The following is a 19,502-nucleotide window of genomic DNA, read 5'->3' as shown; positions in this document are numbered from 1 at the left end:
AAGATGGCAGCTAAAGACGTTGTGTTTAGCGATTCCGCCCGTGCGAAGATGGTCGAGGGCGTGAACATTCTCGCCAACGCAGTGAAGGTGACGCTCGGCCCGAAGGGCCGCAATGTCGTGCTCGAGCGCAGCTTCGGCGGCCCGACGGTGACCAAGGACGGTGTGTCCGTCGCGAAGGAAATCGAGCTGAAGGACAAGCTGCAGAACATGGGCGCGCAAATGGTCAAGGAAGTGGCTTCCAAGACCAGCGATAACGCCGGTGACGGTACGACGACGGCGACCGTGCTCGCGCAATCGATCGTGCGCGAAGGTATGAAGTATGTCGCCTCGGGCATGAACCCGATGGACCTGAAGCGTGGTATCGACAAGGCGGTTGCCGCCGCAGTCGACGAGCTGCGCAAAATCAGCAAGCCGTGCACGACGAGCAAGGAAATCGCGCAAGTCGGCTCGATCTCGGCCAATAGCGACACGTCGATCGGCGAGCGCATCGCTGAAGCGATGGACAAAGTTGGCAAGGAAGGTGTGATCACCGTCGAAGACGGCAAGTCGCTCGCCGACGAACTCGAAGTCGTCGAAGGCATGCAATTTGACCGTGGCTACCTGTCGCCGTACTTCATCAACAACCCGGACAAGCAAGTCGCTGTTCTCGAGAACCCGTACGTGCTGCTGCACGACAAGAAGATCTCGAACATCCGCGATCTGCTGCCGGTGCTCGAACAAGTGGCCAAGGCTAGTCGCCCGCTGCTGATCATCGCGGAGGACGTCGAAGGCGAAGCGCTTGCGACGCTGGTGGTGAACAACATCCGCGGCATCCTGAAGACCGTCGCGGTCAAGGCGCCTGGCTTCGGCGATCGTCGTAAGGCGATGCTCGAGGACATCGCGATCCTGACCGGTGGCCAGGTCATCGCCGAGGAAACCGGCCTGTCGCTGGAAAAGGCTACGCTGCAGGAGCTGGGCCAAGCCAAACGGATCGAAGTCGCGAAGGAAAACACGACGATCATCGACGGCGCGGGCGAAGCGAAGAACATCGAGGCGCGTGTGAAGCAGATCCGCACGCAAATCGAAGAAGCGACGTCGGACTACGATCGCGAAAAGCTGCAAGAGCGTGTCGCGAAGCTCGCGGGCGGCGTGGCAGTGATCAAGGTCGGCGCGGCCACCGAAGTCGAAATGAAGGAAAAGAAGGCGCGTGTCGAAGACGCGCTGCACGCCACGCGTGCCGCCGTTGAAGAAGGCATCGTGCCGGGCGGTGGCGTCGCGCTGATCCGTGCCCGCACTGCGATCGCCAGCGTCAAGGGCGAGAACGCCGACCAAGAGGCCGGTATCAAGATCGTGCTGCGTGCGATGGAAGAGCCGCTGCGCCAGATCGTGGCGAACGGCGGTGAAGAGGCCAGCGTGGTGGTCGCGGCTGTGGCGGCCGGCAAGGGCAACTACGGCTACAACGCAGCGAGCGGCGAGTACGGCGACCTGGTCGAGGCCGGCGTGGTCGATCCGACGAAGGTCACGCGCACCGCGCTGCAAAACGCGGCGTCCGTTGCTGGCCTGCTGCTGACGACTGATGCGGCGGTGTGCGAGCTGCCGAAGGAAGACGCACCGGCACCGGCCGGCATGCCGGGCGGCATGGGTGGCATGGGCATGGACATGTAAATTCGGCTCGCCGGATGGAGTCCGAGCGGCGCCCCGTGGCGGGCGCCGCTCGCCCGACTATAAAAAAACCCGCATCGCTGCGGGTTTTTTTATAGTGCGCCGACTGCTGCCCGCCACCGGTCACGGTGACCAACACAGAGCGGTGTCTTGTCTCGCGTGAATGTTAGCGGGGCTCAGGTCAATGACGCAACGCGCCGGCGGGCGTGTTCGGCTTCGCAGCCGGCGGACTTTGACCTTCGTCTGTGGTGCGGGCCCAGAAGAAGCGGTCCAGCATGTATCCGCCCATGCCCGGTCGATAGGCGTGCTTGATGGCCTGGTGCACGTACTCCTGCGCCTCGCGCACTGCCTCGCCCGGGTCTTGACCATTGGCGAGCAGTGCCGTAATCGCAGCGCCCAGCGTATCGGCAAGCCCAATCAGCCGCTCGCTGCCGCGGTCCCATGCATCCTGACGGACCTGACCTTCTTCGCTGAACAACGTGTTGAGCAGTTGCGAAGGCCGCGCGTCGGTACACAACACGTATTCACAGCCCTGCTCGAGCAGGTGGGCGATGGCACCGTCGAGCGTGATCGGATCGGCATCGGCATCCGGCTGCGCCAACTGCATGAGCGTCGCCGGGTCTGCGATCAGCAACGTCGTCTGTGGCGCGAGCAGTTCCGCGATCGACTCGCGCAACTCGTCGCCGGCCAACACATGCTGCTCATCGAGCGTGAAGTCCGGAACCAGGATCAGCGGCAGATCGTCATAATCTGCGACAACTTCCGCAATTGCGCTGACAATTTCGGCCCGTGTTGTCGCGCCGACTTTAAAGGCAGCAACTGGCATGTCCTCGAGCAGCATCCGGGCTTGCGACGCGACCGCCTCGGGGTCCAGGCCGGTCACGTCGCCGGCGGCCGCCGAATCGCGCACCGCATAGCCGGTCAACACCGACACCCCATGGCAGCCGATGCTGGCCAGCGTGAGCAGGTCGGCCTGCAGGCCGGATGCGCCGGTCGGGTCCGACAGGCCAAAGGTAAGAACAATCGGAGGGGTGTCGCTGGACATGGAAGGCGTGAAGCGTTACAGGGGGATGGCGAGGGCTGCGGCATGGCGGCACAAACCCGCGTTTTCGAATCGGCCGGCCGCGCTGCATAACCGTTGCTAGGCAGCGACGCGGCGACAAGGTACCATCGTGCCTTTCATTGTAACGGATCACTCATTCGACGCGGCAACAAGATGGAATACAAGAGCTGGATGTGCCTGATTTGCGGTTGGATCTACGACGAAGAAGCTGGTCTTCCGGAAGAGGGGATCCCGCCCGGCACGCGTTGGGAGGATGTCCCGATCAACTGGACGTGCCCCGAGTGCGGTGCACGGAAGGAAGATTTCGAGATGGTCCAAATCTGAACCACCGAGCGCCAACACGTTGCATCGATAGCGAGCAGTGTGCACGCGCATCGATTGGGGGCATGGAGTCCCCGCTGTCGCTCGATGACCTCGCCCTGGTTGCACGACCGGTGTCGGCGGCCGTTCTGTATCCGATCAGCCGCCTGGAGGCGTGGTTGCTCCTGCGCGTGCGGTAGGAGCCACGCGCTGTTTGCTGGTGCTAGTGCTAGTGCCGGTGCCGGGTGCTGATGCCGGTGCTGCGAGCCCATGCCGACGACGCGCCGGCGCTGCTCGAGCAGATCGGCGGCTGCCTGAACGAGCTGCCGGATGGCGTCATGGAGTTGAGAGGTTCAGACCCTTACGGCGTGTGTTGGCTGGACGCCGGTGCGTTGCGCTGTCCGCGTTTCGACTGCGGCAGGATGGCAGCGACGTTGCGCAGGCCCATGCCAAGCGTGTGATTGCACGATTGGACTTGCTGCTTGCGCAGCACGCGCGCAGCATGAGCTATGCACCGTCCGGATTGGTGCGCGCCACGCTCGAGGCGGCGTGGCAACGTACGCGCTGGGCTGTGCGGGGAACGGGCGAGACGCTCAAGCGGCGGTTGTACCAGATTGCCGTCGGCATTCCGCTGCCCGATCCAGCTGCCGTGCTGTTCGACCTGGACAGTGCAATCGAAGGCAGGCCGGCGCGTGGCCGGGCTATAGTGGAGTCGGCAAAGTGCCATCATCGAAGTCGCTAGGGACCCCCGGGTCTTTGCTAAAATCTGAAACATGTCAAAGACCACTGATCGCATCAACCTGACCAACCAGTTCCTGATCGCCATGCCAAGCATGGCTGATCCCACTTTTTCCGGAACGGTGGTGTACCTCTGCGATCACAGCGAGCGCGGCGCGTTCGGGCTGGTGATCAACAGACCGACCGATATCGATCTGCAGGCGCTGTTTTCTCGCATCGATCTGAAGCTAGAGATCGAGCCGCTGTTGCACGTACCCGTCTATTTCGGCGGGCCGGTGCAGACCGAGCGCGGCTTTGTGCTGCATGAGCCGGTTGGCAGCGGCAACTATACGTCGTCGATGTCGGTGCCCAGCGGGCTGGAAATGACCACGTCGAAGGACGTGCTCGAAGCGGTCGCGAACGGCAACGGGCCCAAGCGCTTCTTGCTGACGCTTGGGCATGCTGGCTGGGGCGCGGGGCAGCTGGAGGACGAGATTTCGAAGAATGGCTGGCTGACCGTCGAGGCGGATCCGAAGATCGTGTTTGACGTGCCGGCCGAGCAACGTTTCGACGCGGCGCTCGCGCTGCTGGGCATCTCATCGACGATGCTCTCCGGCGAGGCAGGCCACGCATGAGTACGGCGGCGGCCACGCTGCTCGCGTTCGACTACGGACACAAGCGCATCGGCGTGGCGATTGGCAACACGCTGACCCGCTGCGCTCGGGCACTCACGACCATCGAAAACCGCAATCGCGAATACCGTTTCGCCGCGGTAGGCGAGTTGATCGGCCAATGGCAGCCGCTGCGGCTGGTCGTCGGGCTGCCAGTGCATCCCGATGGCGCACCGCACGAGATGACGCGGCAGGCGCGGCGTTTCGGCAACCAACTCAATGGGCGCTTCAACCTGCCGGTGACCTGGGTCGACGAGCGCTATTCGTCGGTTGCGGCCGAAGCGGCAGGCGCGCGTGGTGCCGTTGTGGACGCACAGGCCGCCTGCATCATTCTTCAGCAGTATTTTGACGAACAGAGCTATCCGAGAGTCGATGATGAGTGCCGCCATTGCGTCGATTGACGCGGAACAGTTGTATCGCGCGATGCGCGACCCGTTGCAGGCTGCGTTGGGCGATGTGATACGCTCGGGCACAACCGCGCTGGCGGGGATCTATAGCGGCGGCGCGTGGATTGCCGAACGGCTTGCCCAAGACCTGGGCGCGGCCTCTTTTGGCGTCGTCAATGTCGCGCTGCACCGCGATGACTATGCGAAAAAAGGCCTGCACAGCCAGGCGCAGCCCACGTCGTTGCCGTTCGGCGTCGATGGCATGCGCATCGTGTTGGTGGATGACGTGTTGTTCACCGGGCGCACGATCCGTGCCGCGATCAACGAGCTGTACGACTACGGCCGCCCGGCGTGCGTTGAGTTGGCCGTGCTGGTCGACCGCGGCGGCCGTGAGTTGCCGATTGCCGCGCGCTTCGCTGGCGCGGTGCTCGACGTGCCGGCGACCGAGACGCTCGTGTTGCGGCGTGACAGCCACGGCGCGCTGGCGTTCGTCACCGAAGCGCGAGCGTGGTGACGACAGCGTCGCGCCTATGGGCGTACCGCGCGTTGGCTAGTGTTGCATTGCTTATTTCATCCGGTGACGGCTACGCGGCTGTCACCCCGTTCATGATCGAACCGCGCTATCCATGAATACCGCTACTCCAGAGCCCGCCGAACCGACGCGCACCGCCGCGCCGCACGCTGATGGGCAGCGCCCCGCCGCGCCAGCACCCGGCGCATTCTGCCCGGGTTTCCTGCGCGGCCACCCGCAATTGAATCGGCATGGCGAGCTCAAGCATCTGCTGACGATCGAGGGCCTGCCCCGCGCGGTGGTCACGCATATCTTGGATACCGCGGCCCAGTTCGTCAGCGTGACGGACCGCGATGTCAAAAAGGTGCCGTTATTGCGCGGTAAATCGGTGTTTAACCTGTTCTTCGAGAATTCGACGCGCACACGCACGACGTTCGAGATCGCCGCGAAGCGGCTGTCCGCAGACGTGCTGAATTTGAACATCAATGCGTCATCGACGAGCAAGGGTGAGTCGCTGCTGGACACGATCAACAACCTGTCGGCGATGCATGCGGACATGTTCGTCGTGCGGCATGCGCAAAGCGGTGCGCCGTACCTGATCGCGCAGCACTGCGCACCGCACGTGCGTGTGATCAATGCCGGAGACGGTCGCCACGCGCACCCGACGCAGGGGCTGTTGGACATGTACACGATTCGCCACTACAAGCGCGATTTCACGCAACTGCGGGTGGCCATCGTCGGCGACATCCTTCATTCGCGCGTCGCGCGCTCCGATATCCATGCGCTGACCACGCTGGGTGTGCCTGAGATCCGCGCGATCGGACCCCGCACGCTGCTACCCGGTGGGCTGGAGCACCTTGGCGTGCGCGTTTTCCACGACATGCAGCAGGGCTTGCGCGACGTTGACGTGATCATCATGCTGCGTCTGCAGAACGAGCGCATGAGTGGCGCATTGTTGCCGTCGGCGCAGGAGTACTTCAAGACGTGGGGCCTGACATCGGAGCGGCTCGCGTACGCCAAGCCCGATGCGATCGTCATGCATCCGGGACCGATGAACCGCGGCGTCGAGATTGAATCAAGCGTCGCGGACGGCCCGCAGGCCGTGATTTTAAACCAGGTCACGTTCGGTATCGCGGTGCGCATGGCGGTGATGGGCATCGTCGCGGGTAACAACGACTGAAACGCAGCGAACACAGCGGCAAGCATTCGAGAGCATGTCTACGAGCATGAAGATTCATATTAAGGGTGGTCGCGTTATCGACCCGGCGGCGGGCACCGAGCAGCAGGCGGACATCTGGATCGCCGATGGCCGCATCGTCTCGATCGGCGCCGCCACGGCGCCATTGCACGATGCGCAAACCCTCGATGCCACGGGGCTGGCGATCGCCCCGGGACTGGTCGATTTGTGCGCGCGGCTGCGCGAGCCGGGATACGAGTATCGCGCGACGCTGGAGTCCGAGATGGCCGCGGCGCTAGCCGGCGGCGTGACTAGCCTCGTGTGCCCGCCCGATACTGACCCGCCGCTGGACGAGCCGGGGCTGGTCGAGATGTTGAAGTTCCGTGCCCGCAATTTGGACCAAGTCCATGTGTATCCGCTCGGGGCATTGACGGTGGGCCTGAAGGGTGAGGTGATCACCGAGATGGCCGAGTTGACCGAGGCGGGATGCGTCGGCTTCACGCAGGCGGAACGGCCGATCGTCGATACTACGGTGCTGCTGCGGGCGCTGCAATACGCGAACACGTTCGGCTACACGGTCTGGTTGCGGCCGCAGGACCCGTACCTGGGCCGAGGTGGTGTCGCCGCCAGCGGACCGGTCGCGTCGCGGCTCGGGCTGTCGGCGGTGCCGGTGGCCGCCGAGACGATTGCGTTGCATACGATCTTCGAGCTGATGCGCGCGACGGGCGCGCGGGTTCATCTGCAACACTTGTCGTCGGCGGCAGGCCTCGAGTTGGTGCGCGCGGCCAAGCGCGAAGGGCTGCCGGTCACGTGCGACGTCACAATCAATCACGTTCACTTGATCGACGTGGACATCGGCTACTTTGACGCTCAGTTCCGCGTCGATCCGCCGCTGCGCTCGCACCGCGACCGTGATGCGATCCGCGCGGCGCTCGCTGACGGCACCATCGATGCGATCTGCTCGGATCATACGCCTGTGGACGACGACGAAAAGCTGCGGCCCTTCGGTGAGGCGTCGCCCGGGGCGACCGGACTGGAGTTGCTGCTCTCGTTGACGCTCAAGTGGGCGGCTGAGGAGAAGCGGTCGCTGGCACACGCGCTGACCAAGGTCACCTGTGCGCCGGCTGGGTTGCTCGGGTTGCCGGCGGGCAGGCTCGAGCCCGGCGTCACTGCGGACCTGTGTATGTTCGATCCCGCCGCGCATTGGCATGTTGAGCCGCGGGCGCTGAAAAGCCAAGGCCACAATACGCCGTTCCTGGGCTACGAATTGCCGGCGCGGGTGCGCGCTACGATCGTCGCGGGGCGCGTCGCGTACGACAGCGGACTCCGGCAGGCGTGAACCGGTTGTCAGTCGCATGGCGTAAGGCACGGCTCGTCGCGCACGTGCTACATGGCGCATGGACGGTCGCGACGCGCTTTTCGCGCACCGACGACGACGGTCGCCGGGCATTGACGCGACAGTGGAGCCTGCGCTTTCTCGCGCTTGCCGGCGTGCGGCTCGTCGTACACCATGACGAGCGTCGCGTTGACGCAGGCACAATGGTGGTCGGCAATCACGTCTCGTGGCTCGACATCTATGTAATCAATGCCTGGCGGCCGACACCGTTCGTCTCCAAGGCGGAGGTGCGCGCCTGGCCGGTGGTCGGCTGGCTGGCCGCCAAGCTCGATACCGCATTCGTGCAGCGCGACAAGCGCAGCGACGCAAAGCGGATCATGCACGAACTGGCGCAGCGACTTCAAAGCGGGCGGCCGATCTGCGTGTTTCCGGAGGGCACGACGTCTGACGGTGTCGAGGTGCTGCCTTTTCATGCAAACCTGTTCCAAGCGGCGGTGTCGGCCGGTGCGCCGGTCCAACCGATTTGCCTGATGTACGAGGATGCGCATGGGTGCCAGTCCACCGCGCCCGCGTATGTGGGCGACATCACGCTTGGGCAATCGTTGGGCGCGCTATTGCGCCACGGGCCGTTGACCGTGCACCTGTACATCGGCGCCGCGCTCGAGGCGGGGACGCAGCGACGGGTCGTGGCGCGTGATGCGCAACGCGTGGTGAGCGATGCGCTGAGCGAGTTGCAGCAGCGTGTAAAGCCGCCGCTGACGCGTCCGGTGCTGGCGCAGGCGCCGACGTATGCGAAACGGCAGGGTGACGCGCGATCGTGCGATTCGGCGCCGCCCGCCGCCCCGACGCTGGGCGAAGAGCCGGACCGCGCCGCGATCTGAACGCCTCAGCGTTGCTTGTCGCAGTCGATTTGGATCACGGTCCGGTGCCGTGGATCGGCGTCCAATCGTACGGCGGACAGCTTTCCTCCCCAGACACAGCCCGAGTCCAGCGCGATCACGTCGTCGCGCACCACCAGGCCGAGCGCCGCCCAGTGGCCGAACACCACCAGCGTGTCGGCGCTGCGGCGCTGCGGCACATCGAACCATGGCATGAATCCAACCGGTGCAGCATTCGGGCTGCCGTTTGCGCCAAATTCCATCCGTCCGTGCGCGTTGCAAAAGCGCAGGCGTGTCATTGCATTGATGATCACGCGTGAACGCGCGTCGCCTTGCAGCGTATCGCGCCACGTGTCCGGCTCGTTGCCCCACAGCGACTGCAGGAACGCTTTCCAAGCGTCGCCCCGCAGTTGCGTTTCAATCTCGCGCGCCAGCTCGAGCGCGACGCGGGCATCCCATTGCGGCAGCACGCCGGCATGCACGAGCAACCGTTGCCCGTCGTAGTGCGCGAGCGGCCGATGCCGCAGCCAGTCGATCAAGTCGGCGGCGTCCGGCGCGGCGAGGATGTCATCGAGCGTATCGCCACGCTTGGGGCGATGCACGCCGGCCGCGATCGCCAATAAGTGAAGGTCATGGTTGCCGAGCACGGCCACTGCACGATCGCCGAGTCCGATGATGCGGCGTAGTGCCGCAAGCGACGCGGGGCCACGGTTGACTAGGTCGCCGGCGAACCACAGTTGTGTATCGGCCGACGGACCTAGCTTGTCGAGCAGCCGATCCAACGCGTTGCAGCAACCCTGGACATCGCCGATGCCGATCGGTGGGGGGGCGGCGGCGTTGTGGCCGGGGCTGGCTACGGCGTCCGGTTCGACCATGTAGTTGGTCGGCAGCGATTTCAAAATGCGTGTAAATGACTTCATAAGGGTCGGCTGAATAGGCGCCAGAACATCCATTCGGCGCTCGTTTTTTAGAGTATGTTAAAAATTCTCAAGTGCTCAATATCGTGCACTAGCATCTCGCCTGTGCCCTTAGAGCGTCAATAAAAGATCACGGGCTGCAATAGTATCGGCATTCGCATTTTTCTGTGTCGCTCAAGCGGGGCGCCGGCGCCCTTGCTTTATGGCTGGACGCCTCGCGTCAGCCAGCAACCGCGCGTGCTGCTTCACACTTTCTCGGGGATGGATAATGACAGACGAAACGCAGCGGGCCCTGCAATACAACGCAGATTAGCAATGTTTCCCAGGTCAACAATGTTCGCGCCAATGGCGGGGATTTCTCCACGCGCTGGCCGAGGAATTTGCCGCGCAACTCGATGCGCAGCAACTGCGTGCGTTGACGGGCCGCATCACAGGCGTGCCAAGCCTCGCGGCTGTAGTGGCGCCCGCATGGCGACGCGTTTCCCATGCGGCAACGGCAACTATACGTCGTCGATGTCAGTGCCCAGTGAGCTGGAGAGGGCCGCGTTAAAGGACGTGCTCAAAGCGGTCGCGAACGGCAACGGGCCCAAGCGCTTTTCGCTGACGCACGGGCAGACTGGACGAATAGCGATGAGAGACTCGATGATGATTGCCGGTACCCCTTCGATCGATGCAGAAATGCTGTATCGTGTGATGCGTGACCCACTGTGCGCGACGCTGGGCGACGTGGTCCGCTCGAGCGCGACTGCGCTAGCAGAGATTCACAGCAGCGGCGCATGATTGCCGAACGGCTTGTGGGGACCTTGGCGCGGCATCGTTTGGCATGGTCAACGTCGCGCATTGCATTGCGACGCATGCTTCACGGCCATGGGCGTACAGTCGGCCCGATGGGGGCTGTCAGCTCCTCCTTTATAATTTACTTTTAAATACTTGTTTTCGTGCACTGATTCGGCCCAAGCCGCGATAGGGGTAGCGGGCTCGTGCACATCCGTTGGCATCTAGACCGAAGGTAGTTCAATGATTCTTGTAACGGGAGGCGCCGGCTTCATTGGCGGTAATTTCGTTCTCGACTGGCTGCAACGCAGCGAAGAGGCGGTGCTCAATGTGGACAACCTAACGTATGCCGGCAATCTTCGCACGCTAAAGTCACTTGAAGGTAACCCGTTGCATTGGTTGGCGCGCGTCGACATTAGTGATCGGTCTGCATTGGATGCCTTGTTTGCGCGACACGCGCCGCGCGCGGTGGTCCATTTTGCTGCGGAAAGTCATGTAGACCGCTCTATTCATGGTCCAGCAGCGTTTGTACAAACTAATGTGGTTGGTACCTTTACGCTGCTTGAGGCAGCCCGTGCGTATTGGAGCGGCCTGAGTGCCGATGCGAAAACTGCATTCCGTTTTCTGCACGTATCAACCGACGAGGTCTTCGGTTCATTGTCGCCGGATGATCCGCAATTCTGCGAGACGGCGCCGTATGCACCGAACAGTCCGTATTCGGCGACTAAGGCCGCGTCGGACCATCTCGTTCGTGCATATCATCACACGTACGGCTTACCCACTGTCACGACACATTGCTCGAACAACTACGGGCCTTATCAATTTCCGGAAAAACTGATCCCGTTGACGATCGTTAGCGCATTGGCGGGCAAGCCACTTCCCATTTATGGCGACGGGCAAAACGTGCGTGACTGGCTGTACGTGCGCGATCACTGCTCGGCAATACGCAAGGTGCTTTTCTACGGCGAACCTGGCCAAACATACAATGTCGGCGGTTGGAACGAAAAGACAAATATTGAAGTCGTGCAATCGGTGTGCGACCTGCTCGATGCGCTCAAACCCAAAGCCAGTGGTTCGTATCGTGATCTGATTGCCTTCGTCGCGGATCGTCCAGGCCACGATCGCAGATATGCAATCGACGCGCGTAAGATTGAGCGCGAACTCGGCTGGAAACCCGCAGAGACATTCGAGAGCGGTCTGAAAAAAACAGTTCAGTGGTATCTCGATAACCAGGACTGGGTTAACGAAGTGCAGTCCGGCGAGTACCGCCAGTGGGGCGCAGTTCACTACACTTTCAATGCGCGTGATGGTCGAGGTCGTTAAGCATGGCGAGAAATACACGTAAGGGAATCATTCTTGCCGGCGGATCGGGTACGCGGCTTTATCCTATTACGCTATCGACTTCCAAGCAATTGCTGCCGGTGTACGATAAGCCGATGGTTTATTATCCGCTGTCGACGCTGATGATGGCCGGAATTCGAGACGTACTCCTGATTTCTACACCCGATGACATACCGCGCTTCGAGGTTATGCTGGGAGATGGTGGGCAGTGGGGGATGAACATACAGTATGCAGTGCAACCTTCCCCCGACGGTGTAGCTCAGGCATTCATTATCGGACGACACTTCATCGGCAACGATGCTTCGACGCTTATTCTGGGTGACAACATCTTCTATGGTCACGATTTGGTGAAGCAATTGGATCGTGCTAATGCGCAGCAGGAGGGGGCCACTGTATTCGCGTATCATGTACACGACCCAGAGCGCTATGGTGTCGTGGACTTTGATAACAACTTTCGTGCGTTGTCGATCGAAGAGAAGCCGGCTAAGCCTCGCTCCCACTATGCTGTCACAGGATTATATTTCTATGATAACAATGTCTGTGATATTGCAGCATCGATTAGGCCTTCGGCGCGCGGCGAGCTCGAAATTACCGATGTGAATTGCGCGTATCTCAGCGCTGGCAAGCTCAATGTTGAAGTTATGGGACGTGGCTTTGCGTGGCTTGATACGGGAACACACGACTCGCTCATTGACGCGGCGACGTTCATCGCGACGCTTCAAAAGCGTCAGGGACTTGTTGTCGCGTGTCCCGAAGAAGTCGCGTACCGCCTTGGATGGATTGGTGCAGACCAGTTGCGCAAGCTTGCAGCGCCCCTTGCGAACAGCCAGTATGGCAAATATTTGCAAACAATATTGACAGATCAGATCGCATGGCAATCCAGGTAATTCCTACTTCGCTGCCCGACGTTAAGCTCATCGAGCCGCAAGTGTTTGATGACGCGAGGGGCTTTTTATTTGAAAGCTTCAATGCACGCGATTTTGCACGACTGGTTGATGCCAATGCAGTTTTCGTCCAGGATAATCACTCGCGCTCGGCGAAAGGCGTCTTGCGCGGACTGCACTACCAGATTGAGCATGCGCAGGGTAAGCTTGTGCGCGTCGTGCATGGAGAAGTCTTCGATGTCGCAGTCGATATTCGACGAAGTTCTCCCCACTTTGGTCAATGGGTTGGCGTGTATTTGTCCGCTGCGAATCGGCGGCAGCTATGGGTGCCGCCCGGATTTGCTCATGGCTTTCTGACGTTGTCCGACAGTGCCGAGTTTTTGTACAAAACCACTGATTACTGGTTTCCCGAGTTCGAGCGCAGTATTTTATGGAACGACCCGGAACTGGGAATCGAATGGCCGCTACAAGGCGATCCTGTTGTTGCTGCAAAAGATGCCGGTGGTAAGCAGTTGAGTGAAGCGGAGCTGTATGCATGACGGTCGTTGAGCGGAAACGTCGCAGCGAAGCGACGATTCTGGTGACAGGTGTGACGGGGCAGATTGGCTCTGAATTGGTTCGCACAATGCAGGGCTTGGGCAAAGTGGTCGCTGTTGATAGGGCCACTTTTGACTTGACCGAACCAAATCAAATGCGTGCCGTCATACGCGCGATCAAACCCACCGTGATTGTGAATCCAGCGGCTTACACGGCAGTCGATGCTGCGCAAAGCAATCCCGATTTAGCAATGCAGGTCAATGCGAAGGCCCCTGGTGTGTTGGCTGAGGAAGCGAGGCGGGTGGGGGCTGCGATGATCCACTATTCGACGGACTATGTCTTCAACGGCGAAAAGGATTCACCGTACGTTGAAGAAGACGAGGCTGACCCCAAGAATGTTTATGGCTTCAGCAAGCTGGCCGGAGAGCGGGCAATTGCAAGCGCCGGCGCGCACCATCTAATCCTGCGCACAAGCTGGGTCTATGGCATGCGTGGCAGAAACTTTTTGCTGACGATGCTGCGTCTCGGAAGAGAACGAGACGAAATCAAGGTTGTGGCTGACCAATTTGGCGCGCCAACATGGAGCAACACCATTGCGACGCTGACCGCACATATCGTATCCCAGGCGCTAGCCGCCCATGATACGCGACAATGGTGGCAAGAGCGCTCAGGCCTTTATCACCTGACCGCAGCCGGCTCGACATCATGGCATGGTTTTGCCAAAGCCATCTTTGATGCAATAGCGTTGGAGCGTGTGCCGACTGTGATGCCGATACCATCATCTGACTTTCCCACACAAGCGGAGCGACCTGCGAATTCTTGTTTGTCTAACGGTAAGTTGGAGCGCGTGTTTGGCTTGCAGTCACCGCAATGGGACCAGGCGTTGAAGTTGTGTCTTCAAAGCCACGCTCGGCTCCGCGATCATCCCGTCAGCTGACGTTTTTTAAAGGCGGAATTCTCTTAGCAAAAAGGCCTGCCCTGAGCGGACAGCCTATATTGGAAGAAAACTGCGCCATCAGTCAAAGCGAGCGCGGGTTCGATCAATGTCAACGACAGCATCAACAGTGTATGATACGCGGTTACCCTAAAGCAATTCATCGATTTCCGCCAGTGTGACTCGAGGCTAGCCCCCAGGCAAGGGCTGATTTTATTCGTGCGAGCGCGACCATTCCTATTTGGCAGTGATTGTCCACCGGCATTCGGTTCCCGTTGCAGGATCCCAGCCAGATTACTGGCACGCCGCGTTGCCCTCAAGCTCTGTCTCCATAGCACCGTGAATGCATTTGCTTGGTTGCAGTGCAATTTCTCGCAGGATCGTGACAGCACTCCCACTAAGAGCACCAGTAAACTTCGGTTAGTCCATTACCAGCCTATCCCTCACGGAAACGTGTTTTCTGAGATACCATCATGCAAGCGAACACCCATCAACTCCTCCAGGACATTGTCTGGTCCACGGCCGAGGTTGGTGCCCCGGATGCGCTTTATTTCCGGGCAACCCCTCGAAACGCTTGGCGTATCCGACCCGAAAGCGGCGCAGCCTGGTCGGGAGATCCGGTCGAGATGGACGGGACATTAAATTTCAGCACGTTCTTCGGCGGTTTCTCACTCACGACGTGGTGCCGTGAATGCGGATTGAACGGAATCACGCTCGAAATCGCATTCGAAGGCGATGCGCTGCTCACTATTTGGCATGACAATGGGCGCGAGCCCCGTCAGTTACTGTGGTCTGGGGACGTCGAGGCGCTGCCGCGCATCGATTCCGGCCATGTTCACGTTAACCTGAACGGCCTGGCAGGAAAGAGCGGGCTGCTGTATCCTGAGTTTCAGCCAACCTCGCCCCGCTTCACGCTAAAATCGGTGCGATACATGACCGACCAGCCGCCGCGGCGCAAGGTCAGGTTGGCAGTGGTAATGCCGACGTTCAAGCGGGAAGCTTATGTCCGGCGAAGCATGGCGCTACTCGAGCGCATCATCCGCGCTAACCCTGCCGGCGCGATCGAACTCATCGTGGTCGATAACGGGCAGACGCTTGAGCGTGAGGCTCCGCCTGGCATCCGGATCGTGCCGAACCGGAATTACGGCGGCGCGGGCGGCTTTGCTCGAGGCGTGATCGAAGCGCTTTCGGAGCAGGATCCTTTCACCCATGTGCTGTTTTGCGACGACGACATCGCCGTCGAACCGGACTCCTATGCCCGCCTGTTTAATCTGCTGCATTATGTCGGCGACGACAGGATCGTCGCGGGCGGTATGCTCAACATGCAGGATAAGGGCAAGCTGCACGAGCTCGGTGCACGCGTCCGTGGCCTTCGGTTCTGGAGCGTCAAGGGTGGCGCAGACCTGACCTCCCAGGAAGACGTCATCCGCTACGATGAACCCGAGTACGCGACCTTCTACGGCTGGTGGTTCACCTGCTATCCTCTCGCGCAACTGCGCGAGAAGCTGATGCCGTTCCCGTTCTTCGTCGGCTTCGACGATGTGGAAATGGGCATGCGCCTGTCGAACGAGATGTCGACGGTCACGCTCACCGGGATTGCCGTATGGCACGAGGAGTTTCACAAGAAGGAAACGAATTGGCGCTGGTACTACCATGCACGCAACGGTCTTGCCGCCAATTACATATACGCTAACGATGACCGCGCGGTCACGGATGTATTCCGGCAAGTCCTCGGCGCACTGCTGACGTATCGTTATGAACGGGCGGCTAACCTCCTCGATGGTGTCCATGATGCGCAAAAGGGTCCGCAGTTCATCCGAGAGCTCGTACCTGACGAATTCCATGCGGCAAAGGCGAAGGCGCAAAAGCAGCTTATGCGCCCTGTTTCCGCCATGCAATTCGTGTCCGAGAAGTTTGCGCCTAAGATGGCAAATAGCCGACTGCGCAAGCTGCTCGTCATGGCGACGCTCAACGGCCACCTCCTTCCGTCTTTCATGATGCGCCGCGCTACGAATGCGTTCGACGATGGTTGGGCAATCGAACCCCTTCACTCAATGCGGCTGCAAGCCATCTTTCGCAAGCCGACCGTGCTATATTACGAGCCAACTACTCACCAGGGCTTGCTCTGTTCGATGGACCGCAAGCAGTTCTTTACACTGGCGATACGCGCAGCGAAATTGTACGCAAGCGTGAAGATCAACGCATCGAAAACCCGCCGACTCTGGCGTTTTGCCGGTAAGGAGATCACCTCAGAATCTTTCTGGAGGACTTATCTCAGTCTTCGAAAACAGGCTGACGCATGATTGACACGGATCGCGTTTAATTCATTGAGACAAAGAAATGTCAGGCGGGGTTTTTTAACCGGTCTCGATCACATGACCGACGCACGTCGAGTATGGATTCTCGACTATTTGTCAATCTTCCGCGACTCGACCGTCAGTGCAACAGGCTTTGTTTCGGATACGATTACCTGCAACGACGAGGGTACGCGCCTCATCGAGCGTGCTCGACAAGGCTCATGGGTGATTGGTCACGAAATTCCCTCCCGACTTGCTGCGGTGCTGACTGCACACGAGGTCACTTACGTTGACATTCGCGTGTCGCCGTTCCGCTTTCTCGCGCACGACTTCATCCTTGCGATGAGAACAAACTGCCCACGAATCTTTAAGCACATATTGCCGTTCAGGATTTTGGATGCACACCTTAAATTTAGCGCAAAATCCCTCGAGCTTTCATTTCGATACCGAAATCTGGGTCAGCATTCGATTCCTGAAAATTCTGCTGTCGTCCTGACAGACCAGCATCCCAACCGACAGTATCCATTGCGATGCTCCGTGCGCGCTTGAAGACTATCGAAGCCAGCTCATTGATATTTCTGCACAGTATTCACACGTCTTCTATCTCGCCCGCTGCAACGACTCCGTCGACGACAGGCGTTTCCTTGAAGCAATGGGCATTCCCAGACTCGATGCGAATCTTTATGGCGTTTTGAGTTCGGCAAACGTTTCGACGGTTGTAGGAATTCGTGGTGGTGCGCTCGAGGAAGCGTATTTTTGGCAAGTGTGCACGCGTGCTGGACCAGATCACGACGCCGATCTCATGTGACGGTGCAATTGGACACACGGCACTTCATCAACGTTTCAGTTGCGAACGTGATTGCGTCGACATTCTGGAAAACGTTGTACCGGTCACGCATCTCCAATTTGGTGCTGCGACTCTTAAAGCCCTCGCGGCCGGCAGTCCAGCAGATGTCTGATTTTCTGCGCAGAGCGGTCAACATCTGGAACGCAGCCGCAGCCGCAGCCGCAGCCGCAGCCGGATCGAATCTCGATACCGGAGTGGGGCACACCCTCGTCGGTCAACCAATCTCCAGTTTGTGGGATTTGCAAGAGGCAGGCATATTGAGGCGAGATTCCTGCAAATTTCGACGAGGTTCGGATGGGTCCGAAGACGCCGGTGCCAGAGGGAGATTTGTTTCGCCAACCGCTGCGCGAGCAGATCAACTTGAAGCATCCGTTGGTTCGTCTGGCCGATCTGATCGACTGGGACCGACTAGGTAGCCTATGAAGTACAACGTCAATGGCTGGCGGCGTGACGGCCGGCCGTTCATCGTGAAGACACTTGGCCGCCTTGGTGCTGATATATCCCGGCCTGAAACAAGGTATAGCGGAACCGTGGTGCTGGTACATTTCCATAGTACTATGAGGCCCCAGAATAAAAAGGTTGGCGTTTCTTCTTACCACATCGTAGGTACGTTCTCGCTTATTTCGAAGCTCTTCGGTTAACCTGCTAATCGACTTGCTGTGAGCTTGAACATGCTCGCTTATTCTTACGTGATAGAAGTGATCGTACCGTGTTCGAGAATTACACGACGGGTTGCTAATCTGTCAACGAGCCCGAGATCATGCGTTGCAATGACAAGGATACCAGCATCACCAACGAACTTTTCAAGCCGCTCTTCAGCCTTTTTCTTAAAGCGCTCATCACCGACGCTCATCCACTCGTCCATCAACAAAATCTCTGGCTTGAGGATGGTTGAGATTGAAAATGCTAATCGAAGTGTCATGCCGGATGAATATGTGCGGACAGGCATATCCAGAAAATGACCAAGCTCGCTGAATTCGGCTATTTCTTCAGATAATGCTTCAATTTTTTGGGGCGTTAACCCAAGAAATAGTCCACGCAAATACATATTTTCATAGCCTGTCGATTCACCGTCCATTCCAAGCATAGAATCGAGCAAACTGGTCACGTGTCCCTCTACTACTACCGTGCCTTCTTCAGGAACATATACACCGGCAAGTACCCGCAGTAACGTTGTCTTGCCAGCACCGTTTCCACCGATTAGTGCAACCCGTTCTCCTTTTTCAATGTTTAGGCTGATATCGTGAAGTGCTTCTACTATAGTTTTTTTTGTCGGATTGTTGTCAACGAACCGACCACCGGTTGCCGCCGCCATTACCGTGCGCTTGAATGAGCGCGCTCGGGCATCATAGATCGGGAAGCGGACCGTTACGTTTTCAAGTGAAATACGCATTTATTTAAACCTTGTCAGAGCCAATATGTGACTCTATGTCGATACCTTGCCAGCATATATGCTGCAATTGCGGTCCCAACGATGGCCATTGCAGACGCTCGAATCCAGATTGCCGCAGCGGGCATTGCGCCAAGCAATGGTTCGCGCATTAGCTCCAATAGGTAGAAAAATGGATTTAAATGGAGAAGATTTTGCCTTGCTTCCGGCAGCTGTTCTGCCTTCCATATAATCGGGGTAAGGAAGAACATAACCTGAATTAGGTTGCTGATTACGGGTTGCATGTCTCGAAAGCGTGTACAGAAAATGCTAACCAAGCAACCAATCCAAAACAAGTTCGCTAGTACCAGAACTGCGGCAAATGGTAGGCACAACAAACTGACATTCAAGTGCACTGGAAGGACTGCCCATATGAACACGTATACGAGAATATTGTGTGCAAGAATAATTGTATGCCGATACATAACCCGGAACACAAACATGGATAATGGTAGCTTCATCTGGCGAAGATAATGAGAAGAGGCGGAAAATGCTTCGCCAAAATCATTAATCTGCCCGGAGATGAATCCCCAGAACATTAGTCCTAGTGTCAGGTGGGGGATGAAGCTTGCTGGATCGTAACTGAAAAGTGCTCCATAGAGTGGTCCCATTGCAGCAATCATCACGCCCATGCTGACCGTTAACCACAACGGTCCCAACATAGAGCGACGATAACGCTGACGAATGTCCTGCATCCCTAGGGCTAGCCATAGTGTGCGTTTACGCAGTCCTTCCTTGACGTCTTTTATTGCGCTCGAATAATCCACATTCAGTAGCTGAAAAATTGAAAACGAAATTGTATTGCGGTGATATCCGCGTCGCGCTATGCACGTGAGCTAGATATCGCTAAATAGCTCGTTAT

22 protein-coding genes are annotated in these 19,502 nt (G+C 58.9%); 18 read left to right on the top strand and 4 right to left on the bottom strand.

From position 1 onward, the window contains the following. Nucleotides 1-3: 3 nt before the first annotated feature. Nucleotides 4-1,644, top strand: a complete 1,641-nt coding sequence (gene groL / locus KPG66_RS10395) for a chaperonin GroEL (protein WP_237070835.1) — start codon at nt 4-6, stop codon at nt 1,642-1,644. A gap of 178 nt (nt 1,645-1,822) precedes the next feature. On the opposite strand, the gene thiD is transcribed toward groL, so the two are convergent. Then, nucleotides 1,823-2,686 (bottom strand): bifunctional hydroxymethylpyrimidine kinase/phosphomethylpyrimidine kinase, encoded by an 864-nt coding sequence (gene thiD, locus KPG66_RS10390; RefSeq protein WP_237070834.1) that lies wholly within the window; start codon nt 2,684-2,686, stop codon nt 1,823-1,825. A gap of 171 nt (nt 2,687-2,857) precedes the next feature. Here thiD and KPG66_RS10385 point away from each other — a divergent pair, with 171 nt between their 5' ends. The 9 genes from KPG66_RS10385 (at nt 2,858) to KPG66_RS10345 (ending at nt 8,683) form a co-directional block, all read left to right on the top strand. Beyond that, entirely contained in the window at nt 2,858-3,028 is a 171-nt protein-coding gene (locus KPG66_RS10385; RefSeq protein WP_013436118.1) for a rubredoxin, read from the top strand. A 227-nt stretch (nt 3,029-3,255) separates the two neighbouring features. Beyond that, nucleotides 3,256-3,465 (top strand): hypothetical protein, encoded by a 210-nt coding sequence (locus KPG66_RS10380; protein WP_237070833.1) that lies wholly within the window; start codon nt 3,256-3,258, stop codon nt 3,463-3,465. Between the two features lie 8 nt (nt 3,466-3,473). Continuing rightward, on the top strand, nt 3,474-3,746 hold the full coding sequence (locus KPG66_RS10375; RefSeq protein ID WP_237070832.1) for a hypothetical protein: 273 nt from the start codon (nt 3,474-3,476) through the stop codon (nt 3,744-3,746). A 31-nt stretch (nt 3,747-3,777) separates the two neighbouring features. Continuing rightward, entirely contained in the window at nt 3,778-4,356 is a 579-nt protein-coding gene (locus KPG66_RS10370) for a YqgE/AlgH family protein (RefSeq protein ID WP_013436115.1), read from the top strand. Further along, entirely contained in the window at nt 4,353-4,793 is a 441-nt protein-coding gene (gene ruvX / locus KPG66_RS10365) for a Holliday junction resolvase RuvX (RefSeq protein ID WP_237070831.1), read from the top strand. The genes KPG66_RS10370 and ruvX overlap by 4 nt, the downstream gene beginning before the upstream one ends. After that, nucleotides 4,780-5,292 carry a bifunctional pyr operon transcriptional regulator/uracil phosphoribosyltransferase PyrR gene (gene pyrR / locus KPG66_RS10360; RefSeq protein WP_237070880.1) on the top strand — a complete coding sequence of 171 codons (513 nt, stop codon included), beginning with the start codon at nt 4,780-4,782 and terminating at the stop codon, nt 5,290-5,292. Before ruvX ends, pyrR begins: the two co-directional genes overlap by 14 nt. Before the next feature lie 112 nt (nt 5,293-5,404). Next, nucleotides 5,405-6,469, top strand: a complete 1,065-nt coding sequence (locus tag KPG66_RS10355) for an aspartate carbamoyltransferase catalytic subunit (RefSeq protein ID WP_013436111.1) — start codon at nt 5,405-5,407, stop codon at nt 6,467-6,469. Nucleotides 6,470-6,515: 46 nt separating this feature from the next. After that, on the top strand, nt 6,516-7,805 hold the full coding sequence (locus tag KPG66_RS10350; protein ID WP_237070830.1) for a dihydroorotase: 1,290 nt from the start codon (nt 6,516-6,518) through the stop codon (nt 7,803-7,805). Between the two features lie 5 nt (nt 7,806-7,810). Further along, entirely contained in the window at nt 7,811-8,683 is an 873-nt protein-coding gene (locus KPG66_RS10345; RefSeq protein WP_237070879.1) for a lysophospholipid acyltransferase family protein, read from the top strand. 5 nt (nt 8,684-8,688) lie between these two features. On the opposite strand, the gene KPG66_RS10340 is transcribed toward KPG66_RS10345, so the two are convergent. Next, nucleotides 8,689-9,555, bottom strand: coding sequence for a symmetrical bis(5'-nucleosyl)-tetraphosphatase (locus KPG66_RS10340; protein WP_237070878.1), 867 nt, complete (start codon nt 9,553-9,555; stop codon nt 8,689-8,691). A 510-nt stretch (nt 9,556-10,065) separates the two neighbouring features. On the opposite strand from KPG66_RS10340, the gene KPG66_RS10330 reads away from it, so the two are divergent. The 8 genes from KPG66_RS10330 (at nt 10,066) to KPG66_RS17575 (ending at nt 17,634) form a co-directional block, all read left to right on the top strand. Next, nucleotides 10,066-10,377 (top strand): hypothetical protein, encoded by a 312-nt coding sequence (locus tag KPG66_RS10330; protein WP_237070886.1) that lies wholly within the window; start codon nt 10,066-10,068, stop codon nt 10,375-10,377. A gap of 237 nt (nt 10,378-10,614) precedes the next feature. Continuing rightward, the gene (rfbB, locus tag KPG66_RS10325; protein ID WP_013436106.1) at nt 10,615-11,694 is read left to right on the top strand and encodes a dTDP-glucose 4,6-dehydratase; all 1,080 of its coding nucleotides are present in this window, start codon (nt 10,615-10,617) and stop codon (nt 11,692-11,694) included. A 2-nt stretch (nt 11,695-11,696) separates the two neighbouring features. After that, a complete protein-coding gene (rfbA, locus tag KPG66_RS10320; protein WP_013436105.1) occupies nt 11,697-12,599 on the top strand; it encodes a glucose-1-phosphate thymidylyltransferase RfbA in 903 nt (300 codons plus the stop codon). After that, on the top strand, nt 12,584-13,135 hold the full coding sequence (gene rfbC / locus KPG66_RS10315; protein WP_013436104.1) for a dTDP-4-dehydrorhamnose 3,5-epimerase: 552 nt from the start codon (nt 12,584-12,586) through the stop codon (nt 13,133-13,135). The genes rfbA and rfbC overlap by 16 nt, the downstream gene beginning before the upstream one ends. Further along, on the top strand, nt 13,132-14,070 hold the full coding sequence (gene rfbD, locus KPG66_RS10310) for a dTDP-4-dehydrorhamnose reductase (RefSeq protein ID WP_237070829.1): 939 nt from the start codon (nt 13,132-13,134) through the stop codon (nt 14,068-14,070). Before rfbC ends, rfbD begins: the two co-directional genes overlap by 4 nt. Nucleotides 14,071-14,540: 470 nt before the next feature. Then, entirely contained in the window at nt 14,541-16,370 is a 1,830-nt protein-coding gene (locus tag KPG66_RS10305; protein ID WP_237070828.1) for a glycosyltransferase family 2 protein, read from the top strand. 72 nt (nt 16,371-16,442) lie between these two features. Then, a complete protein-coding gene (locus KPG66_RS10300) occupies nt 16,443-16,913 on the top strand; it encodes a hypothetical protein (RefSeq protein WP_013436101.1) in 471 nt (156 codons plus the stop codon). A 592-nt stretch (nt 16,914-17,505) separates the two neighbouring features. Next, nucleotides 17,506-17,634: a hypothetical protein gene (locus KPG66_RS17575; protein WP_013436099.1), complete on the top strand. Its 129-nt coding sequence runs from the start codon at nt 17,506-17,508 to the stop codon at nt 17,632-17,634. Between the two features lie 262 nt (nt 17,635-17,896). Here the strand turns inward: KPG66_RS17575 and KPG66_RS10295 are convergent, their stop codons facing one another. Next, the gene (locus KPG66_RS10295; protein ID WP_237070827.1) at nt 17,897-18,604 is read right to left on the bottom strand and encodes an ABC transporter ATP-binding protein; all 708 of its coding nucleotides are present in this window, start codon (nt 18,602-18,604) and stop codon (nt 17,897-17,899) included. A gap of 14 nt (nt 18,605-18,618) precedes the next feature. Further along, on the bottom strand, nt 18,619-19,407 hold the full coding sequence (locus tag KPG66_RS10290; RefSeq protein ID WP_237070826.1) for an ABC transporter permease: 789 nt from the start codon (nt 19,405-19,407) through the stop codon (nt 18,619-18,621). Nucleotides 19,408-19,502: the final 95 nt, after the last annotated feature.

The organism is Mycetohabitans sp. B2 (assembly GCF_021733735.1).
In the GTDB taxonomy this organism is placed as follows: domain Bacteria; phylum Pseudomonadota; class Gammaproteobacteria; order Burkholderiales; family Burkholderiaceae; genus Mycetohabitans; species Mycetohabitans rhizoxinica.
Note: the sequence above shows the minus strand (reverse complement) of the source record. Positions and strands in the feature narration are given on the sequence as shown.

Coding starts and splice junctions, on each gene's coding strand:
- groL (WP_237070835.1), top strand. CDS start 4: ATGGCAGCTAAAGACGTTGTGTTTAGCGATTCCGCCCGTGCGAAGATG.
- thiD (WP_237070834.1), bottom strand. CDS start 2,686: ATGTCCAGCGACACCCCTCCGATTGTTCTTACCTTTGGCCTGTCGGAC.
- KPG66_RS10385 (WP_013436118.1), top strand. CDS start 2,858: ATGGAATACAAGAGCTGGATGTGCCTGATTTGCGGTTGGATCTACGAC.
- KPG66_RS10380 (WP_237070833.1), top strand. CDS start 3,256: ATGCCGGTGCTGCGAGCCCATGCCGACGACGCGCCGGCGCTGCTCGAG.
- KPG66_RS10370 (WP_013436115.1), top strand. CDS start 3,778: ATGTCAAAGACCACTGATCGCATCAACCTGACCAACCAGTTCCTGATC.
- ruvX (WP_237070831.1), top strand. CDS start 4,353: ATGAGTACGGCGGCGGCCACGCTGCTCGCGTTCGACTACGGACACAAG.
- KPG66_RS10355 (WP_013436111.1), top strand. CDS start 5,405: ATGAATACCGCTACTCCAGAGCCCGCCGAACCGACGCGCACCGCCGCG.
- KPG66_RS10350 (WP_237070830.1), top strand. CDS start 6,516: ATGAAGATTCATATTAAGGGTGGTCGCGTTATCGACCCGGCGGCGGGC.
- KPG66_RS10340 (WP_237070878.1), bottom strand. CDS start 9,555: ATGGTCGAACCGGACGCCGTAGCCAGCCCCGGCCACAACGCCGCCGCC.
- KPG66_RS10330 (WP_237070886.1), top strand. CDS start 10,066: ATGGCGACGCGTTTCCCATGCGGCAACGGCAACTATACGTCGTCGATG.
- rfbB (WP_013436106.1), top strand. CDS start 10,615: ATGATTCTTGTAACGGGAGGCGCCGGCTTCATTGGCGGTAATTTCGTT.
- rfbA (WP_013436105.1), top strand. CDS start 11,697: ATGGCGAGAAATACACGTAAGGGAATCATTCTTGCCGGCGGATCGGGT.
- rfbC (WP_013436104.1), top strand. CDS start 12,584: ATGGCAATCCAGGTAATTCCTACTTCGCTGCCCGACGTTAAGCTCATC.
- rfbD (WP_237070829.1), top strand. CDS start 13,132: ATGACGGTCGTTGAGCGGAAACGTCGCAGCGAAGCGACGATTCTGGTG.
- KPG66_RS10305 (WP_237070828.1), top strand. CDS start 14,541: ATGCAAGCGAACACCCATCAACTCCTCCAGGACATTGTCTGGTCCACG.
- KPG66_RS10300 (WP_013436101.1), top strand. CDS start 16,443: ATGACCGACGCACGTCGAGTATGGATTCTCGACTATTTGTCAATCTTC.
- KPG66_RS17575 (WP_013436099.1), top strand. CDS start 17,506: ATGGGTCCGAAGACGCCGGTGCCAGAGGGAGATTTGTTTCGCCAACCG.
- KPG66_RS10295 (WP_237070827.1), bottom strand. CDS start 18,604: ATGCGTATTTCACTTGAAAACGTAACGGTCCGCTTCCCGATCTATGAT.